The sequence below is a fragment of the Bradyrhizobium betae genome (genome assembly GCF_050632175.1).
In the GTDB taxonomy this organism is placed as follows: Bacteria; Pseudomonadota; Alphaproteobacteria; order Rhizobiales; family Xanthobacteraceae; genus Bradyrhizobium; species Bradyrhizobium betae_B.
This window is the reverse complement of record NZ_CP192576.1, coordinates 6,803,456-6,829,185: the sequence shown is the minus strand read 5'-3', so window position 1 is coordinate 6,829,185 and position 25,730 is coordinate 6,803,456. Positions and strand designations below refer to the sequence as shown.

Annotated in this window: 21 protein-coding genes and 1 pseudogene; 9 read left to right on the top strand and 13 right to left on the bottom strand. The window is 65.5% G+C overall.

Annotation, left to right across the window (positions count from 1 at the left end; all coding sequences use genetic code 11):
• Positions 1-8: 8 nt before the first annotated feature.
• The 7 genes from ACQ86E_RS32870 to ACQ86E_RS32840 all read right to left on the bottom strand — a co-directional run bounded on the left by ACQ86E_RS32870 (position 9) and on the right by ACQ86E_RS32840 (position 5,457).
• The gene (locus ACQ86E_RS32870) at positions 9-437 is read right to left on the bottom strand and encodes a hypothetical protein (protein ID WP_431203486.1); all 429 of its coding nucleotides are present in this window, start codon (positions 435-437) and stop codon (positions 9-11) included.
• A gap of 188 nt (positions 438-625) precedes the next feature.
• Positions 626-841, bottom strand: coding sequence for a hypothetical protein (locus ACQ86E_RS32865; protein ID WP_431203485.1), 216 nt, complete (start codon positions 839-841; stop codon positions 626-628).
• Positions 842-1,013: 172 nt separating this feature from the next.
• Positions 1,014-1,715, bottom strand: coding sequence for a transcriptional repressor LexA (lexA, locus tag ACQ86E_RS32860; RefSeq protein ID WP_014494969.1), 702 nt, complete (start codon positions 1,713-1,715; stop codon positions 1,014-1,016).
• A 176-nt stretch (positions 1,716-1,891) separates the two neighbouring features.
• Positions 1,892-3,103, bottom strand: coding sequence for a molybdopterin molybdotransferase MoeA (locus ACQ86E_RS32855; protein WP_431203484.1), 1,212 nt, complete (start codon positions 3,101-3,103; stop codon positions 1,892-1,894).
• A gap of 256 nt (positions 3,104-3,359) precedes the next feature.
• The gene (locus ACQ86E_RS32850) at positions 3,360-3,542 is read right to left on the bottom strand and encodes a hypothetical protein (protein ID WP_431203483.1); all 183 of its coding nucleotides are present in this window, start codon (positions 3,540-3,542) and stop codon (positions 3,360-3,362) included.
• 143 nt (positions 3,543-3,685) lie between these two features.
• Complete coding sequence (locus ACQ86E_RS32845) at positions 3,686-4,315, bottom strand: HAD family hydrolase (RefSeq protein WP_431203482.1); 630 nt, start codon at positions 4,313-4,315, stop codon at positions 3,686-3,688.
• A gap of 8 nt (positions 4,316-4,323) precedes the next feature.
• A complete protein-coding gene (locus tag ACQ86E_RS32840) occupies positions 4,324-5,457 on the bottom strand; it encodes an alpha-hydroxy acid oxidase (protein ID WP_431203481.1) in 1,134 nt (377 codons plus the stop codon).
• A gap of 294 nt (positions 5,458-5,751) precedes the next feature.
• Between ACQ86E_RS32840 and ACQ86E_RS32835 the strand changes: the two genes are divergently transcribed.
• Positions 5,752-7,089: a S41 family peptidase gene (locus tag ACQ86E_RS32835; RefSeq protein ID WP_431203480.1), complete on the top strand. Its 1,338-nt coding sequence runs from the start codon at positions 5,752-5,754 to the stop codon at positions 7,087-7,089.
• A 75-nt stretch (positions 7,090-7,164) separates the two neighbouring features.
• Here the strand turns inward: ACQ86E_RS32835 and ACQ86E_RS32830 are convergent, their stop codons facing one another.
• The 6 genes and pseudogenes from ACQ86E_RS32830 to ACQ86E_RS32805 all read right to left on the bottom strand — a co-directional run bounded on the left by ACQ86E_RS32830 (position 7,165) and on the right by ACQ86E_RS32805 (position 15,526).
• The gene (locus ACQ86E_RS32830) at positions 7,165-7,920 is read right to left on the bottom strand and encodes an SDR family oxidoreductase (RefSeq protein ID WP_431203479.1); all 756 of its coding nucleotides are present in this window, start codon (positions 7,918-7,920) and stop codon (positions 7,165-7,167) included.
• 307 nt (positions 7,921-8,227) lie between these two features.
• Positions 8,228-10,960 carry a bifunctional diguanylate cyclase/phosphodiesterase gene (locus ACQ86E_RS32825; RefSeq protein ID WP_431206626.1) on the bottom strand — a complete coding sequence of 911 codons (2,733 nt, stop codon included), beginning with the start codon at positions 10,958-10,960 and terminating at the stop codon, positions 8,228-8,230.
• A gap of 291 nt (positions 10,961-11,251) precedes the next feature.
• Positions 11,252-11,776 carry a cyclic pyranopterin monophosphate synthase MoaC gene (gene moaC / locus ACQ86E_RS32820; protein WP_431203478.1) on the bottom strand — a complete coding sequence of 175 codons (525 nt, stop codon included), beginning with the start codon at positions 11,774-11,776 and terminating at the stop codon, positions 11,252-11,254.
• A gap of 1 nt (position 11,777) precedes the next feature.
• Positions 11,778-12,596 (bottom strand): indole-3-glycerol phosphate synthase TrpC, encoded by an 819-nt coding sequence (trpC, locus tag ACQ86E_RS32815; protein ID WP_431203477.1) that lies wholly within the window; start codon positions 12,594-12,596, stop codon positions 11,778-11,780.
• A gap of 7 nt (positions 12,597-12,603) precedes the next feature.
• Positions 12,604-13,616 (bottom strand): annotated as a pseudogene (gene trpD, locus ACQ86E_RS32810) (anthranilate phosphoribosyltransferase).
• A 14-nt stretch (positions 13,617-13,630) separates the two neighbouring features.
• Positions 13,631-15,526, bottom strand: a complete 1,896-nt coding sequence (locus ACQ86E_RS32805) for a SurA N-terminal domain-containing protein (RefSeq protein WP_431203476.1) — start codon at positions 15,524-15,526, stop codon at positions 13,631-13,633.
• A 222-nt stretch (positions 15,527-15,748) separates the two neighbouring features.
• Between ACQ86E_RS32805 and tpiA the strand changes: the two genes are divergently transcribed.
• The 8 genes from tpiA to glsA all read left to right on the top strand — a co-directional run bounded on the left by tpiA (position 15,749) and on the right by glsA (position 25,709).
• Positions 15,749-16,504, top strand: a complete 756-nt coding sequence (gene tpiA, locus ACQ86E_RS32800) for a triose-phosphate isomerase (protein ID WP_431203475.1) — start codon at positions 15,749-15,751, stop codon at positions 16,502-16,504.
• Between the two features lie 153 nt (positions 16,505-16,657).
• Positions 16,658-17,044, top strand: a complete 387-nt coding sequence (secG, locus tag ACQ86E_RS32795) for a preprotein translocase subunit SecG (RefSeq protein WP_431203474.1) — start codon at positions 16,658-16,660, stop codon at positions 17,042-17,044.
• A 166-nt stretch (positions 17,045-17,210) separates the two neighbouring features.
• Complete coding sequence (locus tag ACQ86E_RS32790) at positions 17,211-18,842, top strand: CTP synthase (RefSeq protein ID WP_431203473.1); 1,632 nt, start codon at positions 17,211-17,213, stop codon at positions 18,840-18,842.
• Positions 18,843-18,927: 85 nt separating this feature from the next.
• Complete coding sequence (locus ACQ86E_RS32785; protein ID WP_431203472.1) at positions 18,928-19,254, top strand: NIPSNAP family protein; 327 nt, start codon at positions 18,928-18,930, stop codon at positions 19,252-19,254.
• 124 nt (positions 19,255-19,378) lie between these two features.
• On the top strand, positions 19,379-20,242 hold the full coding sequence (gene kdsA, locus ACQ86E_RS32780) for a 3-deoxy-8-phosphooctulonate synthase (RefSeq protein ID WP_431203471.1): 864 nt from the start codon (positions 19,379-19,381) through the stop codon (positions 20,240-20,242).
• Positions 20,242-21,453 (top strand): MFS transporter, encoded by a 1,212-nt coding sequence (locus ACQ86E_RS32775; RefSeq protein ID WP_431203470.1) that lies wholly within the window; start codon positions 20,242-20,244, stop codon positions 21,451-21,453. The genes kdsA and ACQ86E_RS32775 overlap by 1 nt, the downstream gene beginning before the upstream one ends.
• Before the next feature lie 143 nt (positions 21,454-21,596).
• On the top strand, positions 21,597-23,690 hold the full coding sequence (locus ACQ86E_RS32770) for a methyl-accepting chemotaxis protein (protein ID WP_431203469.1): 2,094 nt from the start codon (positions 21,597-21,599) through the stop codon (positions 23,688-23,690).
• 144 nt (positions 23,691-23,834) lie between these two features.
• The gene (gene glsA, locus ACQ86E_RS32765; protein WP_431203468.1) at positions 23,835-25,709 is read left to right on the top strand and encodes a glutaminase A; all 1,875 of its coding nucleotides are present in this window, start codon (positions 23,835-23,837) and stop codon (positions 25,707-25,709) included.
• Positions 25,710-25,730: the final 21 nt, after the last annotated feature.

The window sequence follows — 25,730 nt, the reverse complement described above, 5'->3', positions numbered from 1 at the left end:
CGAGCGCGTCAGCCTGTCGGCAGGCGAGTGGTGGCCGGCCTGCTACCGGCGACGATCTGCGGCTTGCTCTCGCCGAGAGGCTGGGTCACCGGCAATTGCAGCACGGTTGCGCGCTGGCCTTCGACGAGCTGCGTCACCAGCACGTATTTGCCGTCGGGGAATTCGATCGCGTCGTGATGACGGTCGGGAATGTGCGGATCGATCTTGCCGAACTTGCCGACGCGGGAGTTGACGGTGCGCGTCCAGATCCAGCGATTGTCGTAGCGGACGTTGTCGGCGAAGGCGAGCTCCGTTCCCGGCAGCAGGCAGACCGCAACGGTCGGATCGGCTGCGGAGGCAAAGCCGCGCGTCGAGGTGCCGCGGAAGGTTGTCGAGACGATCGTCTCGCCGACTTCCGCAGGACGCGATGCGACGGCATGCAGGCTGTAGTCACACATCGGGGTGCTCCTCATGCGAGATAGCAGCCCGCGCCTCTTCTGAGGCGGAGGCCTCTATCAGAGTGGAAGCACCAAGCGTCTGCCCGGTTGTAGGCAAATCTGCGGCTCGCCGCCGCAGTCTGCGATCACATTATCTTTTTCGGATGCACCGGACCAAAGCCCGCTTCCGTGCATAGAAGCCGCGCGTGTCAGCGGCCAGCAGGCGCCGACCAGCCGGAATATTGCCAGCCCGGTTGCGAGGGCTGCTCGGCCGCGTTGCGGCCATTGCGGATTTGTTGGCTGGCCGCCGTCTCCTTGCGGACAGGGTGCCGAGCCTGTGCGGCAAAGGCTTGTGCGACACAGGCTTGCGACGCTGAGGCGCCGATCAGCGCCGCCGCGACTGTGCTTGAGATGATCTTGCGCATGACTTCTCCTCGAAACCTGAAGGCAGCAAAGCAGTGCTGCTTCGTGCGGGGTAACGAGGAGGTAGCGCCGGAAGAGGGGCCGGATAATCTGCGCGGAACCAGAAAGACTATCCAGCGGGAGCGGACAATCGTCCGCTCCAATCGTTGACCGCGATCCTGATCGCGGACGGGTCTAGTATTTCCGGTAAAGCCCGATCAGCTTGCCCTGGATCTTCACCCTGTTGGGCGGCAGGATGCGCACTTCATAGGCGGCATTGGCGGGCTCGAGAGCGATCGAGGCGCCGCGGCGGCGGAAGCGCTTGAGCGTCGCTTCCTCGTCGTCGATCAATGCCACGACGATATCGCCGGTGTCGGCGCTCTCGTTGCGCTGGATCAGCGCCATGTCGCCGTCGAGGATGCCGGCCTCGACCATGGAATCGCCGCGCACTTCCAGGGCGTAATGTTCGCCCGAGCCGAGCATGTCAGGAGGTACGCTGATGGTGTGGCTGCGGGTCTGCAACGCCTCGATCGGCGTACCGGCGGCGATCCGGCCCATGACAGGTACCGCGACGGGACGCTCGCCCTCGTCGGCGGGCGGGCTGGAGGTGGTGCGCACCTTGCCGAGATTGCCCTCGATGACGCTCGGCGTGAAGCCGCGGCGGCTGCCGGCGGCGGCCTGAAGCTCAGGCAGCTTGATCACCTCGATGGCGCGGGCGCGGTTCGGCAGCCGGCGGATGAAGCCGCGCTCCTCGAGTGCGGTGATCAGGCGATGGATGCCTGATTTCGAGCGCAGATCGAGCGCGTCCTTCATCTCGTCGAAGGAGGGCGGCACGCCGCTTTCCTTCAGCCGTTCGCTGATGAATCGCAGAAGCTCGTATTGTTTGCGCGTTAACATCTCGACCAAAATCCCCCGGTTGATGTCGTCCGATTCCGAGACGCTGAATTCAGCAGTAAGCCGCTACATGCTCGAAACAAATCATGAACGGACACTATATGTTCGATACATGTTCCGCAACTGCTTAATTTACCGTGAACGCTGCAGAGTTCGCGGAACGCATGCGAACGAAGCGGTCAGACGGGCAGTCGCAACACCTCGCAGGGCGTGCCGGATTCGGCCTTCGGCGCGAACGGCGCGCGCACGAGAAGTGCCTGTGCCGCAGCAAGATTCGACAGCAGCGAGGAATCCTGGTCATCGACGGGAATGGCAGCGAGCGTGCCGTCATCACGCAGCTCGAGGCGTGCGCGCAGATAATCCTCGCGCTGGTCATTGGCGCGGACGTCGCGGCCGAGCACTGCGCGCTCGCGGCGGTGATAGATCACCTGATGGCCCGACAGCGCACGAATCAGCGGCACCATGAACAGGAAACCGCACACGTAGGATGACACGGGATTGCCGGGCAGGCCGATCACGCGCATCGCCCCGAGCTGGCCGTTCATCATCGGCTTGCCCGGCCGCATCGCGATCTTCCAGAACGCCATCGCGACGCCTTCGTCCCGCAGCGCCTGCTGGACCAGATCATGGTCGCCGACCGAGGCGCCGCCGGTCGTGATCAGGATATCGGCGCCGCTCTCGCGGGCACGCCGGATGCCGGCTGTGGTCGCTGCAAGGGTGTCGGCGGCAATACCGAGGTCGATGGTGTCGGCGCCTTCGCTGCGGGCGAGCGCGTGCAGGGCGTAGCCGTTGGAATAGACGATCTGGCCGGGACCCGGCGCGCAGCCCGGCATCACCAGCTCGTCGCCGGTGGCGAGGATGGCGACCTTCGGACGGCGGCGGACGGGCAAATGCGGGTGATTCATGCCGGCGGCGAGCGCGAGGTCGCGCTCGGTGAGGCGGGCCCCCTTGCGCAACAGCACGTCTCCTTCCGAGAAGTCGACGCCTACGGGACGGATGTGACGCCCGGCCACGGCAGCTTCCCTGATCGTGACGCGCTTGCCCTCGGCAACCGTATCCTCCTGGATCACGACGGCGTCGGCACCATCGGGAACGACGCCCCCGGTGAAGATCCGCACCGCTTCGCCGGCGTTGACCGCTCCGGCGAACGGCCGGCCCGCCGCGACCTCGCCTATCACGGTCAATTGGGAATCGATCTTCGCCGCATCGGCCGCGCGCACCGCATAGCCGTCCATCGCCGACATCGCCTGCGGCGGCTGCGTCCGCCGCGCCGCCACATCGCGCGCAAGGACGCGGTGAAAGGCTTGGTCAAGGGCGACCGCTTCCTCGGCCAGAGGCTCTGCACCTGCCAGCACGGAGGCAAGCGCATCTGAAACCGGCATCAAGGCCACGGGTAAGACTCCTGCGAGCACGTTCTGCAAATCGGCGGCGAGAGTTCTAGCTGAGTGCAGGCGCGGAGGCAAAACAGCGATGGCGCAGGATGACTTATCCTGCGTCGCCTGCTTGCTGAGGAAGGGGGACGTCAAAGAAGGACAGACGTCAGTTCCGCCGCGGCATGATCCGAGAGTGGGAGACAGACCGGCAACAGTTTGGCCATGGCAAGCACGAGAATGACGAGCGCCACGGCTGGCGTCGGTCACGTCTTGGCTATCTGCGCGGATTGACATCCGGCGCTGCGGCGCCCTGGTCCCTGTCGGGCATCGGATCGGCCTGGGATTTCAGATCGGCGGCCTTGCTGATCAGTTTTGCGGACAGGTCAGGATCCGAGGTGGTTCTGGCGAATTTCATCAGCAGGGAGGCCTGCTTGGTAAGGTAGGTTTTGCCCAGCACGATAAGTCCGATCCCAAATTCCCAACAGACTCATGAGTCCGCAAGCGGGCATTCGTTCCCGGAACTGCGTATAAAACTGCACAGAGTGTTTTGGTTCCGCACTGCCGGCTGAAATCGTTCGGGAATTGGCCGTTGCTTCCGTGTCAGATCCCGAGCGCCCTCAGCGCGTTGCCGACATCCGTCGCCGAGGTCACGTGTACGGCCGTCAGGCCGCATGCCCAGGCTCCCTCGATGTTCTCGGCGAGATCGTCGAAGAACACGATCCGGCTCGCCGGCACGCCCATTGCCGCCACGACATGGTCGAAGGCCTCCGCATCCGGTTTGCGCAGCCCGATACTGGACGACAGGTACACTTCGCGGAAATGGTCGAGCAGGCCGGCATACTCTTTCGAGAAATAGTCCACATGCGGCCGGTTGGTATTGGAGAAGGCGTAGAGTGGCAACTGCCTCGCCGCGCGCGGCAACAGTTCGGCGATGTCGGGCATCTCGCCGGCGAAGATCGCGTTCCAGCCCTCGAGGAACTGCGCATCCGAGATGCCGATCCCGAGCGACGAGCGCAGCGAGGCGAAGTAGTCCTCGTCGCTGATCTTGCCGACCTCGTGCAGCCGATAGGCCTCGTCGCGCACATAGCGCGCGACGATCGCTTCGGGCGGGCATCCGGCATGTCCCGCCCAGCAGGCGATCGCCTTGGAGAAGTCGATGTCCAGAACGACGCGCCCGAGATCGAACAGGAGCGCGTCCGCACTGCCGGGAGAGAGCGAGTTCACCTGCATCCTTTCACTCAGTAACGATATGGGTCGTGGTCGAACAGCGGGAACGCGCTGAACACGCTCGGCGCATTGGTTGCGGTGGCCTGGTGCAGGCAGGATTTGTCGACTTCGGCGAACGAGGTGGCGCCGAGCAGGCCGAGGCAGCGCAGCACCTCGTCCTCCAGCAATTCCAGCATCCGCGTCACGCCGGCCTCGCCGTTGGCCGCCAAGGCCCAGCATTGCAGCCGGCCGACGCCGACCATGTCGGCGCCCGCCGCGATCGCCTTGACGATGTCGGTGCCACGGCAGAATCCGCCGTCGACCATGATTTTGGCGCGGCCCTTCACGGCATCGACGATCTCCGGGAGCACGTGCATGGCGCCGCGGCCGTGATCGAGCTGGCGGCCGCCATGATTGGAGACGTAGATCCACTCGACGCCGTGATCGACCGCGATCCGGGCGTCCTCGGCGGTGGCGATGCCCTTGAGGATCAGCGGAATTTTGAATCTGTCCTTGACCATCTTCACGGTCCGCCACTCCAGGCCCTTCTGGTAGTCGCCGCCGGTGGCACGCAGGCGGCTTTCGCGAACATAGCGCTTGGCGATGTCACGTTCGCGGCGGCTGTAATGGGCGGTATCGACCGTCAGGCAGAAGGCGGCGTAGCCGTTCTTCTCGCTGCGGCTGACGACATCGGCGACGAAGGCGTCATCGCCGCGCACATAGAGCTGGTAGAGCCGCAGAGCATCCGGGGCGGCTTCGGCGGTCTTCTCCAGGCCCGGCTCGGACACCGAGCTCAGCATGTGCGCCGCACCGAAGGTGCCGGCGGCGCGCGCAACGCTTGCCGCGCCGTCCGGGTCGAAGATCTCGAGCGCGCCGACGGGGGCGAGCACCACCGGCAGCCGCATCCTGCGGCCGAACTGCTCGACCGAGCCGTCGACCTTGCTGACGTCGCGCAGCACGCGCGGGCGGAAGGCGATCTCGTCCAGCGCCATGCGGTTGCGGCGCATCGTGGTCTCGGTTTCGGCGGCGCCGACGATATAGTCCCAGGCGTTCTGGTTGAGGTTGGCGCGCGCCTTGCGGATGAATTCGTGCAGGTTCTGAAACGGCTCGTTGCTGGAGCCGAGCTCGACGTTCCTTTCCGGCCGGATGCGGGGCGCGTCGTTCATTTGTTGTCCTCCCGAGAATTTGAAGCCTTGTCTCATCGCCTAACCCGTCCGGGCGTCCAAAACCATCCTAATATCGCATAGCTGCGAGGCGTGGTCGGCTGACCGATTCCCGCCTGGCGCGAGACGGTTTCCGAACGTTGCCAAAAGTTTAGGTCAAGGGCGACGCAATTTTGCGGTGTTACCCTCCGGCGGGTATTCCAGCCTTGAAGAAACCGGAATGGTATTGTGAGAACCGGGCCGGATCGCCATTTGCATGGCGGCTCCCGAGCCCCGAGCAAGAAGGCTAACTCATCCATGCGGAAATCCCTGCTGTTCCCCCTTGGCGCGCTCACAGGAGCGTGTCTGACTCTTCTGGTTGCTAGTCCGCACGGCGGCGTCTGGGCGGCACGGGCGGCGGCAAGCGCGGATGATGCCTATTCCCAGCTCAATCTGTTCGGCGAAGTGTTCGAGCGGGTGAAGGCAAGCTACGTCGAGAAGCCGGACAATGCCAAGCTGATCGAAGGCGCCATCACCGGCATGGTGACCTCGCTCGATCCGCATTCTCGCTACATGAACGCCAAGGCCTGGACCGAGATGCAGGAGACCACCTCCGGCGAGTTCGGCGGGCTCGGCATCGAGGTCACGATGGAGGACGGCCTTGTCAAGGTCGTCTCGCCGATCGACGATACGCCGGCCTCCAAGGCCGGCATCATGTCCGGCGACCTCATCAGCAAGATCGACGGCGACGCCGTGCAGGGTATGACGCTCGAGCAGGCCGTCAACAAGATGAAGGGCCCGGTCGACACCCAGACCAAGCTCACCATCGTGCGCAAGGGCGCCGATGCCCCGCTCGACGTCGCGATCAAGCGCGAGATCATCCATGTGCGTCCGGTCCGCTTCCATGTCGAGAACGGCGACATCGGCTATATCCGCGTCACCTCGTTCAACGAGCAGACCACCGACGGCTTGAAAAAGGCGATCGCTGCGATCACCAAGGACATTCCGCAGGAGAAGCTCGTCGGCTACGTGATGGACCTCCGCAACAACCCGGGCGGTCTGCTCGACCAGGCCGTCTCGGTGTCGAGCGCGTTCCTGCAGCGCGGCGAAGTCGTCTCGACCCGCGGCCGCAATCCGGAAGAGACCCAGCGCTTTACCGCGCATGGCGGCGACCTCATCAAGGGCAAGCCGCTGGTGGTGCTGGTCAATGGCGGCTCGGCCTCGGCTTCGGAGATCGTGGCCGGCGCGCTGCACGACCACAAGCGCGCCACGATCATCGGCACGCGCTCGTTCGGCAAGGGCTCGGTGCAAACCATCATTCCGCTCGGCACCGGCAACGGCGCGCTGGCGCTGACCACGGCGCGCTATTACACGCCGTCGGGCCGTTCGATCCAGGCCCAGGGTATCGCGCCGGACATCGAGATTCTCCAGGATGTACCGCCCGAGTTGAAGGGCCGGATGGACACGATGGCGGAATCGCAGATGCGCGGCCACCTACAGGCCGCCGACGGCACCGAGCAGACCGGATCGCAGTCCTACGTTCCGCCGGAAGAGAAGGACGACAAGGCCCTGCACGCGGCCTACGACTTCCTGCACGGCGTCACCGCGAATGCGGTCGCCGCGAAGCCCGCGCCGAAGGCGGCTGTGCCGAACTAAATCTTATCGACGATTTTTAGATATCGCCCGGAAGCGGATGACCGCTTCCGGGTGAATTCGTTTGGTGGCGTTGTCTCAGCTCGGGTTCATGGCCGCAAAGGTCGCCTCGTAGCGGCCGTCCCGCTCGACCCAGCGGCGGGCGCGATCGCGCTCGACCAGCACCTCGCCGCGGGGATGCACGCGCAGCTCCAGCAATTGCATGACTTCCGCGATATAGGCGGGAAGCGGCATCGCGCGCGCGTCGCTGACCTGCTGCGTGCCGGTGAGCTCGGTCTGCACATAGGGCGGTGCGAGCTCCAGCACCTCGACCGGAATCCTGCGGAGCTGGTGGCGCAACGACTGCAGCCAGGAGTGCAGGAACGCTTTGCTGGCGCAGTAGGCCGGGAAATCCGCGCGCGGCACGAAGGCGAGGTTCGAGCTGGTCGCGATGATCGTCGCTTGCGGCTGTCTTTTGAGAATTGGCAGGAACGCCGCTGTCACGCGTAGCACGCCCAGAATGTTGGTCTCGACGATTGCCTCCGCGTCCGCGGCATTCCAACCGTCCGCGGTCATGTCCTCCGGGCGCGAGATGCCGGCATTGGCGATCAGCACGTTGAGTTCGGGAAAGTCTGCGCGGATTTCGGCCACCAAGCGCGGCAATGCTGCGGGATCGTCGAGATCGAGCGGCAAGCCCATCAGGCCAGGGCGTGCAGCCGTGATCTGATCGAGCAGGACCCGCCGTCGTCCGGTGACGATGACGCGGTTGCCGTGGTCGTGGAAAGCCTCAGCGAGTGCGCGGCCGATTCCGCTGGTGCCGCCGGTGATGAGGATCGTGTTGCCAGTCATTTTCATGGTTGCTTCTCGATGGATTTGAGAGCCACGGCAACCCGGGAAACCCCACTGGTGAGCCATCCGGCAGAACAGCAAATCGCAGCGCGGGCGAGCCGTGCCGGAATAGGCGTCTTGAATGGATATGTGGTCGCACAAACGGGGAGAGTGATGGCATGACCGTAGCGTCTCGTGAATCGAGAACTCCCAGCCGGGATCCTCTCGACAAAGGACGCGTTGGATGACGGTAACGCCTACGACAGCGGCAGCTGCGAGCGATGAAATACTTTGGCCTGATGTCCACGTCAAGCGCGACGGGCGGATCGCAGACCTAGCCGGCCTCGCGGCGGCGGCTTTCCGCGCCGTCGCGCTGGGCGAGGCGGCTGCGATGCAGCGCGAATAGCTCCAGCACCTTGTCCGCCGGCTTTGCGGCGCTGAACAGATAGCCTTGCATCTCCGAGCAGCCGAGCGCGCGGAGCAGGCGCTGCTGCTCCTCGGTCTCGACGCCCTCGGCCGTGGTGGTCATGCGGCGGGCGGCGGCCAGGTTGACGACGGCCTGCACGATGCTGGCGGAGCCGTCGGGGCCGGCGATGTCGCTGACGAAGCAGCGGTCGATCTTGATCTTGTCGAACGGGAAGCGGTGCAGATAGCTCAGCGAGGAGTAGCCGGTGCCGAAATCGTCGAGCGCGATGCGTACGCCGATGGCCCGGAGCTGATGCAGGATCGCAAGCGCGGTGTCGTCGTCGCGGATCAGCACGGCCTCGGTGATCTCGAGTTCGAGCCGGCTCGCCGGCAAATTGGACGAGGCCAGCGCCGACATGATCTTCAGCGCCAGCGTGCCGCTCTTGAATTGCACCGGCGAGACGTTGACGGCGAGGCGGATGTCGTCGGGCCAGGTGGCTGCATCGCGGCAGGCGGTTGCCAGCACCCACTCGCCGATCTCGTTGATCAGGCCGGTATCTTCGGCGATCGGGATGAATTCCGCGGGCGAGACTATGCCGCGCTCGGGATGGCGCCAGCGCACCAGCGCCTCGCAGCCGGTGATGCGGTCGTCCTTCAGGCTGAGGCAGGGCTGGTAGTAGACCTCGAGGCCGCCTTCGAGCCCGCCCTGGGCGATCGCGTGGCGCAGGTCGATCTCGAGCTGCCGCCGCTCGCGGACCTTGGCGTCCATCTCCGGCTCGAAGAACCGATAGGTGCGGCGTCCCGCGACCTTGGCGGCGTACATTGCCATATCCGCGTTCTTCAGGATCTGGTCCAGCGCCGTTCCATGTCCCGGCGCCAGCGCGATGCCGATGCTGGCATCGGTGGTGAGATGATGGCCCATGCAGTCGAACGGCGTACGGATCGCCTCGAAGACCCGTGCGACGAGGTCGTTGACCTGGTCGAGTGACGTCACCGCGCTCTGGACGATGGCGAATTCGTCGCCGCCGAGCCGCGCCACGAAATCCTCCGGGCCTGCGCACCGGCTCAGGCTTGCGGCGACCGACTTCAGCAGTTCGTCGCCGACGAGGTGGCCGAGCGCGTCGTTGACGCCCTTGAATTCGTCGATGTCGATGTAGTGCACCGCAAGCTCTTCATTGTCGGCGATGGCGGCGAGCTCCCCGCGCAGGTGCTCGTGGAACATGGTGCGGTTGGGCAGGTCGGTCAGCGCGTCGTAGTGCGCAAGATGGGTGATGCGCTCCTCGATGCGCCGGCGCTCGGTAATGTCCTCGTGCGTCGCCACCCAGCCGCCGTCCGCGAGCGGCTCGTTGAGGATGTGGATCGAGCGGCCGTCGGCGGTGTCGACCACCATGGAGTTGCGCACATGGATGTCGCTCAGCACGCGGGCGACGTAGTCGTCGGTGTCGCCGATGAACGAGCCGGTCGCCTTGCGATGGGCGATGATGTCGTGGAAGTTGCAGCCGGGCTTCACCACGTCGGCGGACAGGCCGTACATTTCGATGTAGCGCTGGTTGCATACCACCAGCCGCTGCTCGGCATCGAACAGCAGCAGGCCCTGGGTCATGTTGTTGACGGCGCGATCGAGGCGCAGCTTTTCCAGCGTCAGCCGTTCGCGGGAGGCGCGGTGCTGCTCCAGCAGCTTGCGCACGATCGCGATCAGCACGCCGGCGATGGCGAGCGCGGATGCGCCGGCGACCGAGATCAGGATGCCGATCTGCTCGCGCCAGTCCATCAGCGCCGCGGCGCGTGTCGTCGTGGCCATCATCAGGATCGGGAAATGGGGCAGGGCGCGCGCCGAGATCAGCCGGTCCTCGCCATCGACGGGGCTCACGAAGCGGCCGGCGAAATGGTCGAGGCCGAAAACCCGCTGCTGCTCGAATGGACCGTTCCTGAAATTGCGGCCCATCAGCTCGCTGGAGTGGGGAAAGCGTGCGAGCAGCGTGCCGTCACGATGCAGCATCGAAATCGTGGCGCCTTCGCCGAGCATGACGGACTCGAAGAATCTCTCGAAGTTCGCCGGCTCGATTCCGCGCCCGACGACGCCCATGAATTCGCCGCCCGGTCCCACGACCTTGCGGACGATCACGATCGTCCATGCCCCGGAAATGCGGCTGTGCACCGGCTCGATCAGGACATCGGGAGCATTGGGGTCATAACGGAAGGTCCGGAAGTAGGCGCGGTCGGCGACGTTGACCTTCGGCACCGGCCATGTCGTCGACGAGTTGACCACATTGCCCTCGGCATCGACGACATTGACGCCGCCCATGTAGGGCAACGCCTCGATCTTCGAGCGCAGCATCCGGTGGACGTCCTCACCCGAGAGACGCTTGCGGTAATCCTCCGCGGTGTTGATGCCGGCGGCGCGGACGTGATCGACGAAATCCTTCTGGATGACCGCGAAATCCTGCAATTGCTGATCGAAATGATGAGCCAGCAGGAGGACGGTGTTTTCGAGCTCGCGCTCGCTGTTGCGCAGGGCGCGCTCGCGGAAATTCTGAGCCATCAGGACCGAGCCGATGGCGATTGCCGCGATCAGCAGCGTGCCGCCCACAACGAGCCAGCGGATCGGGCCGCTGCGCACGAAGGCCTGGTCGAAAAGGCGGCTGCCGTAGTTCGTCATGATGTCGATCGCTGCCGTGCACACGTCAGGATCAATTCTTGATCCCCATAACATCCGTCGGTTTACGGGCACGATGTGGAGGCGAAGTTAGCAAGCGCGGTTAACGCGGCATGAAATACCCTTCGCAAATGCGATCGATGCACGCGACGAGAAGCGCGCAGGATTTGCCGGGAGCTGTTGCGGCCATCGTTTCCCGCCGGTCGCGGCAACCAACCAAGGCTTAACCATACAGCCATTGCCGGTCTTCAAGCGCGCGATGGCACGATCAGCGCGTCGCTGAGGTGAACGCGCTCTTCAGACGCGGTAGTGGCCGGACTTGCCGCCGAGCTTCTCGACGAGGTGGATGCCCTCGATACGCACGCCGCGCTCGACCGCCTTGATCATGTCGTAGATGGTGAGGCAGGCGACCGTCACGGCGGTAAGTGCCTCCATCTCGACGCCGGTCGGTCCGCTCACCTTCACGCTGGCGCGGACGATGCAGCCCGGCAGCCTTGCGTCCGGCTCGATGTCGACGGTGACCTTCGACAGCGCAAGCGGATGACAGAGCGGGATCAGCTCCGAGGTGCGCTTGGCGGCCATGATGCCGGCAATGCGCGCGGTGCCGAGCACGTCGCCCTTCTTGGCATTGCCCGACACGATGAGGTCAAGCGTCGCCCTGGTCATGACGACGCGGCCTTCGGCGACGGCAAGCCGCTCGGTCGCGGGCTTGTCCGAGACGTCGACCATGCGCGCCTCGCCGGAGGCGCCGATATGGGTGAGGGCGGGGCTGGCCTTCGCCTTTGGCGTTGTTGTCCTGGGCTTTACCGGATTGCGCGCCATGTCAGCGCGTGCCCGTGGCGCGCGCAGTCTCGCGCGCGAGCAACGTGCGCGTGGCGGCAGTGACGTCGGCCTGCCGCATCAGGCTTTCGCCGACCAGGAAGGTCGACATGCCGACGCGCTCAAGCCGGGCGAGGTCGGCGGGCGTGAAGATGCCGCTCTCGCCGACCATCAGCCTTTCCGCAGGGATCAGGGGCGCCAGCGCCTCGCTGGTCGCAAGCGTGGTCTCGAAGGTGCGTAGATTGCGGTTGTTGACGCCGATCATCGGCGAGCGGAGTTTGAGCGCGCGATCGAGTTCGGCGCGGTCGTGGATCTCGATCAGGACGTCCATGCCGTAGGCGAGGGCGGCGTCCTCGAGATCTTTGGCAACTGCATCGTCGAGCGCGGCCATGATGATCAGGATGCAGTCCGCGCCATGGGCGCGCGCCTCGGCCACCTGATAGGTGTCGAACATGAAATCCTTGCGCAGCACCGGCAGCGATGCGGCCGCGCGCGCCGCTACCATGAAGTCGAGATGACCCTGGAACGAGGGCGTGTCGGTCAGCACCGAGAGGCAGGCGGCACCGCCGGCCTCATAGGCCTTGGCGAGATCAGGCGGATCGAAATCGGCGCGGATCAGCCCCTTCGACGGTGAGGCCTTCTTCACCTCTGCGATCAGGGCGTAGTCGCCCTTGGCGTGCTTGGCCTTGATCGCGTGCACGAAGCCGCGCGGGGCGGCTTGCGCCTTGGCTTTCGCCTCGACCGCCGAGAGCGGCTGCGCGCGCTTGGCCGTTGCGATCTCCTCGCGCTTGTACGCTTCGATCTTGGTCAGGATGTCCGACATGTCAGGCTCAGCCGTTCGAGACCGCGATCAGATGTTTCAGCCGCGCGCTCGCCGCGCCGCTGTCGAGTGACGTCGTGCCAATGGCGACGCCTTCCTTGAGGTCCCTGGCGCGTCCCGCCACGATCAGGGCGGCGGCTGCGTTGATCAGCGCCACATCGCGATAGGGGCTCGGCTTGCCGTCGAGCACGCTCTGCAGCGCGATCGCGTTGGCGTCGGCGTCGCCGCCTTTCAGCGCACCGGGCTCGCAGCGCGACAGCCCGGCTTCCTCGGGTGTCACCTCGAAATTCCGGATTTCGCCATTGTGGAGCGCGGAGACGAAGGTCGGGCCGGTGAGGGTGATCTCGTCGAGCCCGTCGGAGCCGTGCACCACCCAGGCGGATTCCGAGCCGAGATTTTTGAGCACTTGCGCCAGCGGCTGAACCCATTGCCGCGAGAACACGCCGACCATCTGCCGCTTCACCCCGGCAGGGTTCGACAGGGGCCGAGCAGATTGAAGATGGTGCGCGTCGCGAGTTCGACCCGGGTCGGGCCGACGTTCTTCATGGCGGGATGGTGGGCAGGGGCGAACATGAAGCCGATGCCGCATTCACGCACGCAGCGGCCGACCTGATCGGGCCTGAGGTCGATCTTGACCCCGAGCGAGGCCAGCACGTCGGCGGCGCCGGAGCGCGACGACAGCGCGCGATTGCCGTGCTTGGCCACCGGCACGCCGGCACCCGAGACGATGAAGGAGGCGCAGGTCGAGACATTGACCGAGCCGGACCCGTCGCCGCCGGTGCCGACGATGTCGACGGCATCGGGCGGCGCCGTCACCGTCAGCATCTTCGAGCGCATCGCCGAGACCGCGCCGGTGATCTCCTCCACGGTCTCGCCGCGCACCCGCAGCGCCATCAGGAGGCCGCCCATCTGCGAGGGGGTGGCCTCGCCGGACATCATGGCGTCGAAGGCGGAGACCGCTTCGTCACGCGACAGGCTGGCGCCGGTCGCCACTTTTCCAATGATCGATTTCAGGTCGTCCATCGCGTGCTTTCAACTCACTGGTTCGCGCCGGTCACCTGCGCGAAGGCGGCCTGATTAATGGTGGTCCCGATGTCGGTTTGAAGCTTGTTGACATAGGAAGCGACCTGCTCGTCGGTGAGCGCGCGGTCGAGACTGTCCTTCAGCTTCTTCACCGCGTCGGATGCGGCGTCGACGGAGGGATCGACGATGTCGGTGACGCGGAAGACGACGACTTCGCCGCTGCCCGCCGCGGTCTGTCCAACGCCGTCCTTGGCGGTGCGGAACGCGGCCGACACGACGGTCGCGGGCACGCCGGCGGGCGAGTCGTCACGCTTGAAGCCGCTGGCGGTCTCGACCTTGGCGCCAACCGCTGCGGCTTCTTCGGCGAGCTTGCCGCCCTGTTCGAGCTTCTGCACCATCTCGGCCGCCTTGGCCTTCAGCTTGGCTGCGATCTGATCCTGGCGCCAGCGCGCCTCGACCTGGTCGCGGACCTCGTCGAGGTTGCGATCGCGCGAGGGCGTGATGGCGAGCACGTCGTACCAGACATAGCCGCCCTTGAACGAGATCGAGTCGTTGTCGACGCCGACGTCGCTGTTGAAGGCCTGTGACACCACGTCGAGCCCCTGCGGGATGCTGGCGACCGGCTGGCCGTCCGGGGCGCGGCCGGAGCGATCGACGGCATCGACGGTCACGGCGGTGAGGCCGAGCTTCTGCGCCGCGTCGATCACGCTGGAGCCGCCGCCGCGCTCGTCCTCCATCTTGTCGCGGAGATCCGCGACCTTGACGCGCGCCCGCTCAGTGGCGAGCTCGCGCTTGATGTCGTTGGCGAGGCTGGCGTAGTCCGCCTCCTTGCCCGGCTCGATCTTGTCGACCTTGACGATCGAGGTACCCAAGGGCCCCTGGATCGGCTGGCTGATCTCACCCGCGGGCAGCGCGAAGGCGGCATTCCCGACCGTCGCGTCGAGCGAGGACTTGGTCACGAGCCCGAGGTCGACGTCCGAGGCGTTGAGCCCGCGCTCCTTGCCGAGGTCCTCGAACGACATTCCGCCGGCGAGACGCTCGCGCGCGGTCTGCGCCTCGGCGAGGGTGGGAAACACGAGTTGCTGGATTTGGCGCTTCTCCGGCGTGCCGAGCCGGTCCTTGCGCTGCTCGAACACCTTCTTGGCGTCCTCGTCGGAAACGTCGCTCCATTTGCCGATCTCTTCCGGCGAGACCACGACGAAGGAGATCTTGCGGTATTCGGGCGCGCGGAACTGGACCTTGTGATCCTCGAAATATGCGGCGAGCGCCTCGGGCGAGGGCGCGTCGATGGCACCTGCCTGCGCGGCGTCGAGCTTGACGAACTCGATCGCGCGCTGCTCGTTCTGGAAGCGTGTCAGCACGTCCAGCATGGCCTTCGGCGGCTCCAGGCCGGCGCCGATGGTGCCGGTGATCTGGCGGCGCAACGACACCTTCCGCTGCTCGGAAACGTAGCGCTGCTCGGTGTAGCCGAAATTGCGGATCACCGCCTGGAAGCGGTTCGCGTCGAATTTGCCGTCGACACCCTTGAAGTTGGGGTCGCTCATGATGAACTGGCGGATCTGGTCGTCGGACTGGCCGAGCCCGAGCCGGCGCGCTTCTTCATCGAGCGCGGCTTCGGCGATGGTCTGCTGGAGCACCTGACGGTCGAGGCCGAAGGCACGGGCTTGGTCGGGCGTCAGCGGACGGCCGACCTGGCGGCTGATCTGTTGCAGTCGGTCGGTGTAGATCTGGCGGAACTCATTCAGCGAAATCTCGGTGCCGCCCACCTTGGCCACGGTGGACTGCCCGAAGCCCTTGAAGATGTCGGCGATGCCCCATACGCCGAAACTGATGATCAACACGCCCATCACGATGGCCATGATGGTCTTGCCGAGCCAGTTTGATGAGGCCTTGCGCATTCCTCGAAGCATTTGGTCCAACTTGTTTGGCAGGAAGGGGAACGGGAGCGCGTCTTAATGCAGATTCCGCAAAAGCGCGTCACCAAATTGATCGATCATCATAAAGTGGCGGCTTTCCCCCCGCAACCTCGGGCCCGTGGTTGCTTCATGGTGCGGTGAAAGGCCCCGGGTCTCTTTAACTGTGTCAGGACCTCTGCTAGCGCATCCACAAACCTCATTTTGCTGGAAATTGACATGACCGACGCCGTCCGACCGCTGATTGCCGGCAACTGGAAAATGAACGGCCTGAAGAGCGCGCTTGCCGAATTCGACGCCATGCTCAACGGAGCGGCAGACGTCGCCGGCAAGGCGGATCTCCTGGTCTGCCCGCCTGCGACCCTGATCGCGGCCTTCGCCGACAAGGCACGCGGCAAGATGGTCTCGGTGGGCGCCCAGGATTGCCATCCCAAGGCCTCCGGCGCACATACCGGCGATATCTCAGCCGAAATGCTGGCGGATGCGGGAGCGACCGCCATCATCGTCGGCCATTCCGAGCGCCGCGCCGACCATGGCGAGGGCGACGCCCTGGTCAGGCAGAAGGCCGAGGCGGCCTGGCGCGCCGGGGTCACCGCGATCGTCTGCATCGGCGAGACCCAGGGCCAGCGCGATGCCGGCCAGACCCTGGACATTCTGCGCGGCCAGCTCGACGGCTCGCTACCGGACGGCTCGACCGCCGCCAACCTGGTCGTGGCCTATGAGCCGGTCTGGGCGATCGGCACGGGTCTGACCCCCACGGCCCGGGATGTTGAGCAAATTCATGGCTTTATCCGGGAGTTCCTGACCTCCCGGTTCAAGGCCGACGGCGCCAGGATGCGGATCCTTTATGGCGGCTCGGTCAAGCCCTCGAATGCGGCCGAACTGATGGCGGTCAAGAACGTCAACGGCGCTCTGGTCGGTGGCGCCAGCCTGAAGGCGGCCGATTTCCTTGCGATTGCGAAGGGCTGCCCCTAGCTAATTCAAACCGCTGGTTATTCGAAGCGTGGTGTCGGCCGATCGGGGGTGGCAATGCCGTTTCCGATCGTGTAACACCGCGCAACTTCAGGAAAACCCGCGAAGCGCGATCGGCCGACGTCAGGCGCCGCCCGCTTGTGACGGAAGGGCACTATGCAGACTGTTGTCATCGTCATCCACCTCATGATCGTCGCCGTCATGATCGGCGCCGTCCTGCTCCAGAAGTCGGAAGGCGGCGGCCTCGGCATGGGCGGAGGCGCAGGCTTCATGTCGAGCCGCGGCACTGCGAACCTTTTGACGCGGACCACTGCGATCCTGGCGGCTGGCTTCTTCCTGACCAGCCTGTTCCTGTCCTGGCACGCAGGGTATAGCCGCGCGCCGACGTCGATCATCGGCGCGCCTGCGTCGCAGACCCAGCCGGCCGGTGGCGGGCCGATTGCGCCGCCGACCTCTGGCGGCATCCTCGATTCGCTGAAGAAGGCGGATGAGCAGCAGCAGGCCCCGGCACCGAGCGGCCCGCAGGTGCCGCGTTCGCAATAAAGCTGGGGGGCCATGCAGGGCGACCGCTACCGTCCTGCATCAACAATCCCCATCAAGGCACTGTCACCATTCTTAGTTCTGGCTCACCCACAGGCCCGCAGAATCTTTCGGGCGGAATACGAATCGCTTTGGCGAATCGAATTCGAGGGATTAGAGGTTAAGCCCCATGGCGCGGTACATATTCATCACCGGCGGCGTGGTTTCTTCGCTCGGCAAGGGTTTGGCTTCAGCGGCACTCGGTGCCCTGCTGCAGGCCCGGGGCTACAAGGTCCGCCTCCGCAAGCTCGACCCCTATCTCAACCTCGATCCCGGAACGATGTCGCCGTATCAGCACGGCGAAGTGTTCGTGACCGATGACGGCGCGGAGACCGATCTCGATCTCGGTCACTACGAGCGCTTCACCGGGCGGCCTGCGACCAAGCAGGACAACATCACCACGGGGCGCATCTACCAGGACATCATCTCCAAGGAGCGCCGCGGCGATTATCTCGGCGCGACCATTCAGGTGGTTCCGCACGTCACGAACGCCATCAAGGAGTTCGTCCTCTCCGGCAATGACGATTACGATTTCGTGCTGGTCGAGATCGGCGGCACCGTCGGCGACATCGAGGGCCTGCCGTTCTTCGAGGCGATCCGCCAGCTCAAGAACGAGCTGCCGCGCGATCACGCCATCTACATCCATCTCACGCTGCTGCCATACATTCCGAGCGCCGGCGAGCTGAAGACGAAGCCGACGCAGCACTCGGTGAAGGAACTGCGCTCGATCGGCATCCAGCCGGACATCCTGCTTTGCCGCACCGATCGCGAGATTCCAAAGGAAGAGCGGCGCAAGCTGGGGCTGTTCTGCAACGTGCGCGAAAGCGCCGTGATCGAGGCGCGCGATGCCGACAGCATCTACGCGGTGCCTGAAGCCTATCACGTGGCAGGCCTTGATGACGAAGTGCTCGCCGCCTTCGGCATCGAAGCGCGCATACCGCCGGTGCTCAAGAGCTGGCAGCAGATCAACGAGCGCATTCGCAATCCCGAGGGCGACGTCACCATCGCCATCGTCGGCAAGTACACCGGCATGAAGGATGCGTACAAGTCGCTGATCGAGGCGCTCTCGCACGGTGGCATCGCCAACAAGGTGAAGGTCAATCTCGACTGGATCGAGAGCGAGATCTTCGAGAAGGAAGATCCCGCGCCGTTCCTCGAGCATGTCAACGGCATCCTGGTGCCCGGCGGCTTCGGCCAACGCGGCGCGGAAGGCAAGATCCGTGCGGCGCAATTCGCCCGCGAGCGCGACGTGCCGTATTTCGGCATCTGCTTCGGCATGCAGATGGCGGTGATCGAGGCCGCGCGAAATCTCGTCGGCATCGAGGAGGCCAACTCTACCGAATTCGGCCCGACCAAGGAGCCCCTGGTCGGCCTGATGACGGAATGGCTCCGCGGCAACGAGCTCGAGAAGCGCTCGAAGGCCGGCGATCTCGGCGGCACGATGCGCCTCGGTGCGTATCCCGCGGCGCTGAGCCGCGGCAGCCGCGTCTCGCAGGTCTATGGCGACGCGACCGAGATTTCCGAGCGTCACCGCCACCGCTACGAGGTCAATACCGCCTACAAGGACCGCCTCGAGCAGCACGGGCTGAAGTTCTCAGGCCTGTCGCCCGACGGCGTGCTGCCTGAAATCGTCGAGTACGAGGATCACCCCTGGTTCATCGGCGTCCAGTTCCACCCCGAGCTGAAGTCGCGCCCTTTCGAGCCGCACCCGCTGTTTGCGTCCTTCATCCAGGCAGCGGTGGTGCAGTCCCGCCTCGTCTAGGAGGCGCGGCGTGCCTTTGACGCGTACGTCATTTGTTGCGACAACGCTCCGCCGCAAGAGCAAAGAGCCAGGGAGTTAGATTTCGATGATCTACGAAATGCGCGTCTACCATTGTGTGCCCGGTCGCCTGCCGGCGCTGTTGAACCGTTTCGAGACGGTGACGCTCAAGCTGTGGGAAAAGCACGGCATCAAGCAGGCCGGCTTCTTCACCACGCTGATCGGTGAATCCAACCAGGAGCTGACCTATTTCCTCGCCTGGGACTCGCTCGCCGATCGCGAAGCGAAGTGGGGCAAGTTCATGACCGACCCGGATTGGATGAAGGCCCGAGCCGAGAGCGAAGCGGACGGCCAGATCGTCGCCAACATCGTCAGCCAGATTCTGACGCCGACCGCCTTCTCGTCGGTCAAGTAGCGGCCATTGGCACAGGGCGCGCCGGGGGCCCCCGGCGCAACCCTGATATTCTGACAGCCCCGGCCGAATGGGGTTGATCCGCCTCTCGCCGCAGCTATGGTCGCGGCGAAACGAGGGAATTGCCTTGAGCTCTCCAGCATCGGCGGCGCCGGTCGTCACCATTGGCACGGTCAAATTCGGCAATGATCTGCCGATCTCGATCATCGCAGGACCCTGCCAGCTCGAAAGCCGCCAGCACGCGCTGGAGGTGGCCTCCGCGCTGAAGGAGATCGCTGCGCGGTTGAAGGTCGGGCTCGTCTACAAGACCTCGTTCGACAAGGCCAACCGCACCAGCGCATCCGCTGCGCGCGGCCTCGGCCTTGCGCAGTCGCTGCCGATCTTCGCCGAGATCCGTTCCTCGCTCGGCCTGCCGGTGCTGACCGACGTGCACGATGCCGCGCAGTGCGCCGAGGTGGCGCAGGCGGTGGACGTCCTGCAGATCCCGGCCTTCCTGTGCCGGCAGACTGATCTGCTGCTGGCTGCGGCCGCGACCGGCAAGGTCGTCAACGTCAAGAAGGGGCAGTTCCTCGCGCCCTGGGACATGGCGAATGTCGTGGCCAAGATCACCAGCGCGAACAATCCCAACGTGCTCGTCACCGAGCGCGGCGCATCCTTCGGCTACAACACGCTTGTTTCGGACATGCGCGCGCTGCCGATCCTGGCGCGCACCACCGGCGCGCCCGTGATCTTCGATGCCACCCATTCGGTGCAGCAGCCGGGCGGGAAGGGGACCTCGTCGGGCGGCGAGCGTGAATTCGTGCCGGTGCTGGCACGCGCGGCCGTCGCGGTTGGGGTTGCCGGCGTGTTCATCGAGACCCATCCGGATCCCGATCACGCGCCCTCGGACGGCCCCAACATGGTGTCGCTGCGCGAGTTCGAAGCGCTGATCCGCAACCTGATGGCGTTCGACGCGCTGGCCAAGAGTATGCCGAAGGGCACCACGCGCTGATGCAGCAGCCTGTGATCAGGCCGTCCTCCGAGCAGAAGTTTCCGCCCGCGATCAATATCATTGCGCTCGCCGGCTTCTCGGCGGCGTTGTCGACACGGGCGCTCGATCCGGTCCTGCCGCATGTCGCGGAGGATTTTTCGATCAGCATCACGACGGCCGCGAGCATCGCGGCCGGCTTCGCCTTGATCTACGCGCTGGTTCAGCCCGCGATCGGAGCCGCCGCCGATCTGTTCGGCAAGGCGCGGTTGATGACGGCATGTCTGGCACTGCTCGGCGTCGCCTGCATCATGGGTGCACTCGCTACTTCGTTCTCGGGCCTGTTCGCGACCCGCATCCTGGCCGGCATCGCCTCCGGCGGTGTGTTTCCCGTCGCGCTCGGCCTGACGGCCGACCTTGTCGCGCCTGCCAAGCGACAGGTCGCGATCGGGCGCACGATGGCGGGCTCGATGACGGGCAATCTGCTCGGTGCATCTGCCAGCGGAATCATTGGCGATCTCATCGGCTGGCGTGGCGTGCTCGTCATCCTCGGCGCGCTCGGCCTGATTGCGGCCGTCGCAGTCGCGGCGGGCTTTCGCGGTGCCGCGCTGACGGCGCCGCCCAAGACCGACCTGAAGACCCTGAGGCAGGGCTACCGCACCATCTTCGCCAATCCCAACACGCGCTTCTGCTATTCGGCCGTGTTCGTGGAGGGCTGCTGCGTGTTCGGCCTGTTCCCCTTCATCGCAGCCTTCCTGTTTGATCTCGGCGAGAAATCGCTGTCGATCGCGGGGATCGTAATCGCGGGTTTTGCGGTCGGCGGGTTGCTCTACACCTTCACCGTCTCGCGCATGCTGCCGCGGCTTGGCGTCAAGGGAATGATGATCGCTGGCGGCTGCCTCGTGGCATTGCAGCTCGGTGCGCTCGCATTCGGTCCGGGCTGGAAGCTGCAATTCGCCAGCATGCTGGCGATGGGCTGGGGCTTCTACATGATCCATGGCTGCTTGCAGGTGTTCGCCAGTGAGCTGTCGATCGGGGCACGGGCGACGGCGATGTCGCTGCACTCGTTCTTTTTCTTCATGGGGCAAACCGTCGGCCCACTCGCCTATGGCTTCGGCCTTCAGCATGGCGGCAAGATACCGACGCTGCTCGCAAGCGCGGCGATCATGGTTGTGCTGGGCCTTGTCTGCGCGCGGCTGCTCAAGCAGAGGGCACCGTCGGACGCGCGGGCCTGACGATAGTATTTCGTTACCGACGTCTCCGTATTTTCCCGTGGACGAATGGTCGCCATTTCCTTTCAATCTTAAGTCAAATCTCACCGTTCGCTCCGTAGATTGCCGGGAATCGCTAACCGGCGGCAACATCTGTGGATCTGTCGATGCAAAAGCAGCGTTCGGTCGCCCGTATCCTCGGGGCGGTGGTTGGGTCTCTCGGTCTCGTCCTCATCGTCATCTGCGCCTACGCGCTGAAGCTGGCGGTCACCCGTTATTCGGACAGCAACCGCATCGTCTCGCTCGCTGTCGCAAGCCGCGACCTGACCAGCACGCTGGTGATCTTTCGCCTGGAGCGCGGCGACACGCTGAGCTATCTGGCGGCGGCCGCACCCGCGCCCGACAGCGTCATGACCAGCCTCGCCGGGCAGCGGGCTACCGTGCAGAAGAATTACGCGCAGGCCTTGCAGAGCCTCGCCGCCGTCCAAGCACCCGGTCTTGCCGACAAGCTCGACAAGCTCCGCGGCATCTGGGCCCAGCTCGAGGAGCTGCGGCCGCGCGCGATCATCGCTTTGAAGCAGGAGAAGGGGGCGCGTGAAGCCAGCCTGACGCCGAGCTGGGCGAAAATCAGCGATGCCTATATGGATGCGATCGGCGACGTCACCGCCCATGTCGACAACGCGATGACGCTGATCGACCCCGTGGTCGATCGTCTCCTGATCGCCAAGCAGGCCTCCTGGCAGGCCCGCGCCAATGCCGGCCAGACCATTCTCGTCCAGTTCTCCTCGATCCTCGCCAACAAGACCTGGACCGCAGCCGATGGCGTTCTGTTCGCCGACCTGCGCGGCCGCATCCAGCAGTCCTGGCTGGTGGTGCGCGACCTCGGCCCGGAGATCGCCTCGCCCGAGCTGCTGCAGGCGATCCGCAACGCCGAGCCGGAAATCTCGGGCGCGCTCAGTGACGAGCGCAACGCGATTGCGACCAAGCTGCTCGCCGGTGAATCCGCCGGCGTCGCCGGCATCGATTACCGCGATCGCCAGCTGGTCGGCGCCAACAATGTCGTCATCGTCACGCAGACCGCGCTCGCCAATATGATCTCGCGGGCCGAGGAGGGCGCCTCGCGCGCCCGCTTCAGCCTGATCCTGTTCGGCCTGCTGATGCCGGCTTCGCTCGCGCTGACCGTCGGCGGACTGATGCTGATGCGCAACCGCGTCACGCGGCCGTTGACCGCGATCACCGGCGTGATGACCCGCTTTGCCGCGCATGATTTCGCCGGCGAGGTGCCGGGCCTCGACCGCAACGACGAGATCGGCCGCATGGCCGCGGCCCTTCAGGTGTTCAAGGAGGCCATGATCAACGCCGAACGCCTGTCCGGCGACCAGGCCGCCGAGCGCGCCGACAAGGAGAAGCGCGCGTCCGAATTGTCCGGCCTCGTGCGGCAGTTCGAGGGCCGGATCGGCCAGATGGTGCAGGCGCTGTCGAGCGCCACGGGCGAACTGGAGACGACGGCGCGCTCGATGTCGGGCACCGCGGCCGAAGCCCAGACCCAGGCCGGCTCGGCCTCGACGCTTGCCGACCAGGTCGGCGGCGGCGTGCAGACCGTCGCGGCTGCGGCGGAGGAGCTCAACGCCTCGATCCGCGAGATCAACCGCCAGGTCGAGCAGGCCACTCGCGCCACGGAGCAGGCGGTCGTCACCGTCAAGGAGACCGACAGCACGATGCGCGCGCTTGCCGACGGTGCCGGTCGCATCGGCGAGGTCATCGGCCTCATCACATCGATCGCCGGTCAGACCAACCTGCTGGCGCTGAACGCAACCATCGAAGCGGCGCGCGCCGGCGAATCCGGAAGGGGCTTTGCGGTCGTGGCGAGCGAGGTGAAGAACCTCGCCTCGCAGACCGCGAAAGCCACCGAGGAGATCAGCGCCCAGATCACGGAAATCCAGGGCGCGACACAGAAGGCGGTCTCGGCGATCGACGGCATCGTCAAGACCATCGAGGAAGTCTCCAGCATCAACCGCGTCATCGCTGCCGCCATCGAGGAGCAGAACAAGGCGACCGCCGAGATCGCAAACACCGTGCAGCACACGGCGGAGGCGACCTCGACCGTGACGCGCAACATCGCAACGGTGTCGTCTGCCGCGAACGAGACCGGTCGCGCGGCATCCAGCGTGCTGAAGGCCGCCGCCAACCTTTCGGGGCAGTCGACCTCGCTGACCTCGGAGGTCGACGGCTTCATCAGCAAGGTGCGTGCGGTGGCCTGACGCGCCGGCGACACGACCAATTCGACCGGCCGTCGCGGCCTCCAGCTGCGGCTGCAATCGTCTTCGTGGCATCGTGCCACGGCGCCCTGCGGTATACATGGCACAAGGATTGCTTTGATTTTGGGCAAATCGAGGTGCGAGATCGTGGACGCCCAGACCAGCCGTTCGCCCAGCCCAGCCAGCGGGCTGCGATCCACCGGATATCCGACCAAGCCGCCGCTGCGGCGTTTCCTGACCGATTGCCACGAGGAATTCCGCGCCGACAATTCCGGCGAGCTCGCCGATTACATTCCCGAGCTGAAGCGCGCCAACCCCGACCATTTCGGCATCGCGCTCGTCACCATCGACGGCCATGTCTACGAGGTCGGCGACAGCGCGGTGCCGTTCACGATCCAGTCGGTCTCGAAGGCCTTCGTCTTCGCACTGGCGCTGGAGATGGTGGGCGAGGCCCGGGTCGCGGCCACCATCGGCGTCGAGCCGAGCGGCGAGGCCTTCAATTCGATCCGGCTTACCAACGACAACCGGCCCTTCAACCCGATGGTCAATGCCGGGGCAATCGCCTGCTCGGGCCTGATCTATGAGGTGGACGGGACGGGCGCCTTCGAGCGCGTCCGCTCAAAGCTCAGCCAGTTCGCCGGCCGCGAGCTCGGCGTCGACGAGGCCGTGCATGCCTCGGAGACCGCGACCGGCAACCGCAATCGCGCCATCGCCTGGCTGCTGCGGAACTACGCGGTGCTGCCTGACGACGTCGATGCCGTGCTCGACGTCTATTTCCGCCAGTGCGCGATCCTCGTCACCGCGCGCGACCTCGCGATCATGGCGGCCACGCTCGCCAATCGCGGCATCAATCCGGTGACGGGCGTGCAGGTGATCACGCCGCACGTCGTCGCGCGCACGCTGTCGGTGATGACGAGCTCGGGCATGTACGACTATGCCGGCGAGTGGACCTACCGGGTCGGCATTCCCGCCAAGAGCGGCGTCGGCGGCGGTATCGTCGCGGCGCTGCCCTCGCAGCTCGGGCTTGGCACCTTCTCGCCGCTGCTCGACAACCACTTCAACAGCGCGCGCGGCCTGAAGGTCTGCGAGGCGCTGTCGGCCCGGTTCGACCTGCATATGCTGAACCGGAATGCCGACGTCCGCTCCAGCATCATGGCGGACTACGACATCTACGGCATCTCGTCGCGCCGCAGCCGCCAGCCGCGAGAGCAGCAGATCCTCGACGAGCGCCACAGCGACATCCGCGTGCTCGAGCTGGTCGGCGCGATGAACTTCGGCACCATCGACTACGTCACGCGAAGGCTCGCCAGCGAGCCGCCGAATGCGCCGCTCCTGATCATCGATTTCCGCCGCGTCCCCGATATCACGGCGGCCGGCGCGGAGCTGCTGGGCGAGACTCTCACCGCGCTCGGCAATGCCGGCGTCACCACGATCCTGTCGGGCTTCGAGGAGACCTCGGCGGTGTGGGCGGCGATCTCGGCGCGGACGGCCGACCCGCGCCGGCTGCGGCGCTTCGCGCTGCTCGACGATGCCATCGAATGGGCCGAGGACCAGGTGATCTACCGCTTCGGCGGCTTCACCGACGTCAAGGAGAGTGCGCATCTCGGCGAGCAGGCGCTGCTGGCCGAGCTCGACACGGACGAGATCACTGCCATCGTCGGTCTGTCGACCACCCGCCGTTACGCCGCCGGCCAGCGCATCATCGCCGCCGGCGAGCCCGCCAATTCGCTGTTCTTCCTCCAGAGCGGCATGGTCAGCGTCAAGCTGCGGAGCGGCGTGCGGCTGGCGTCCCTTGGTCCCGGCATGGCGTTCGGCGAGATGGCGATCCTGGAGCAAAGCCGCAGCGCGGATGTGTTCGCTGATACACCCGTCACCTGCCTCGAACTGCCGCTCGACAGCTTTGCCGACTACCGGCGGGTGCATCCCGAGACGTCGCTGAAGATCATGCGCAATCTCGCCGCGATCCTTGCACGGCGGCTGGTGCTCGCAAATGCGAAGGTCGATCTGCTGAGCGCGTATTGAGGCATCGTTGTCGTCACGGTG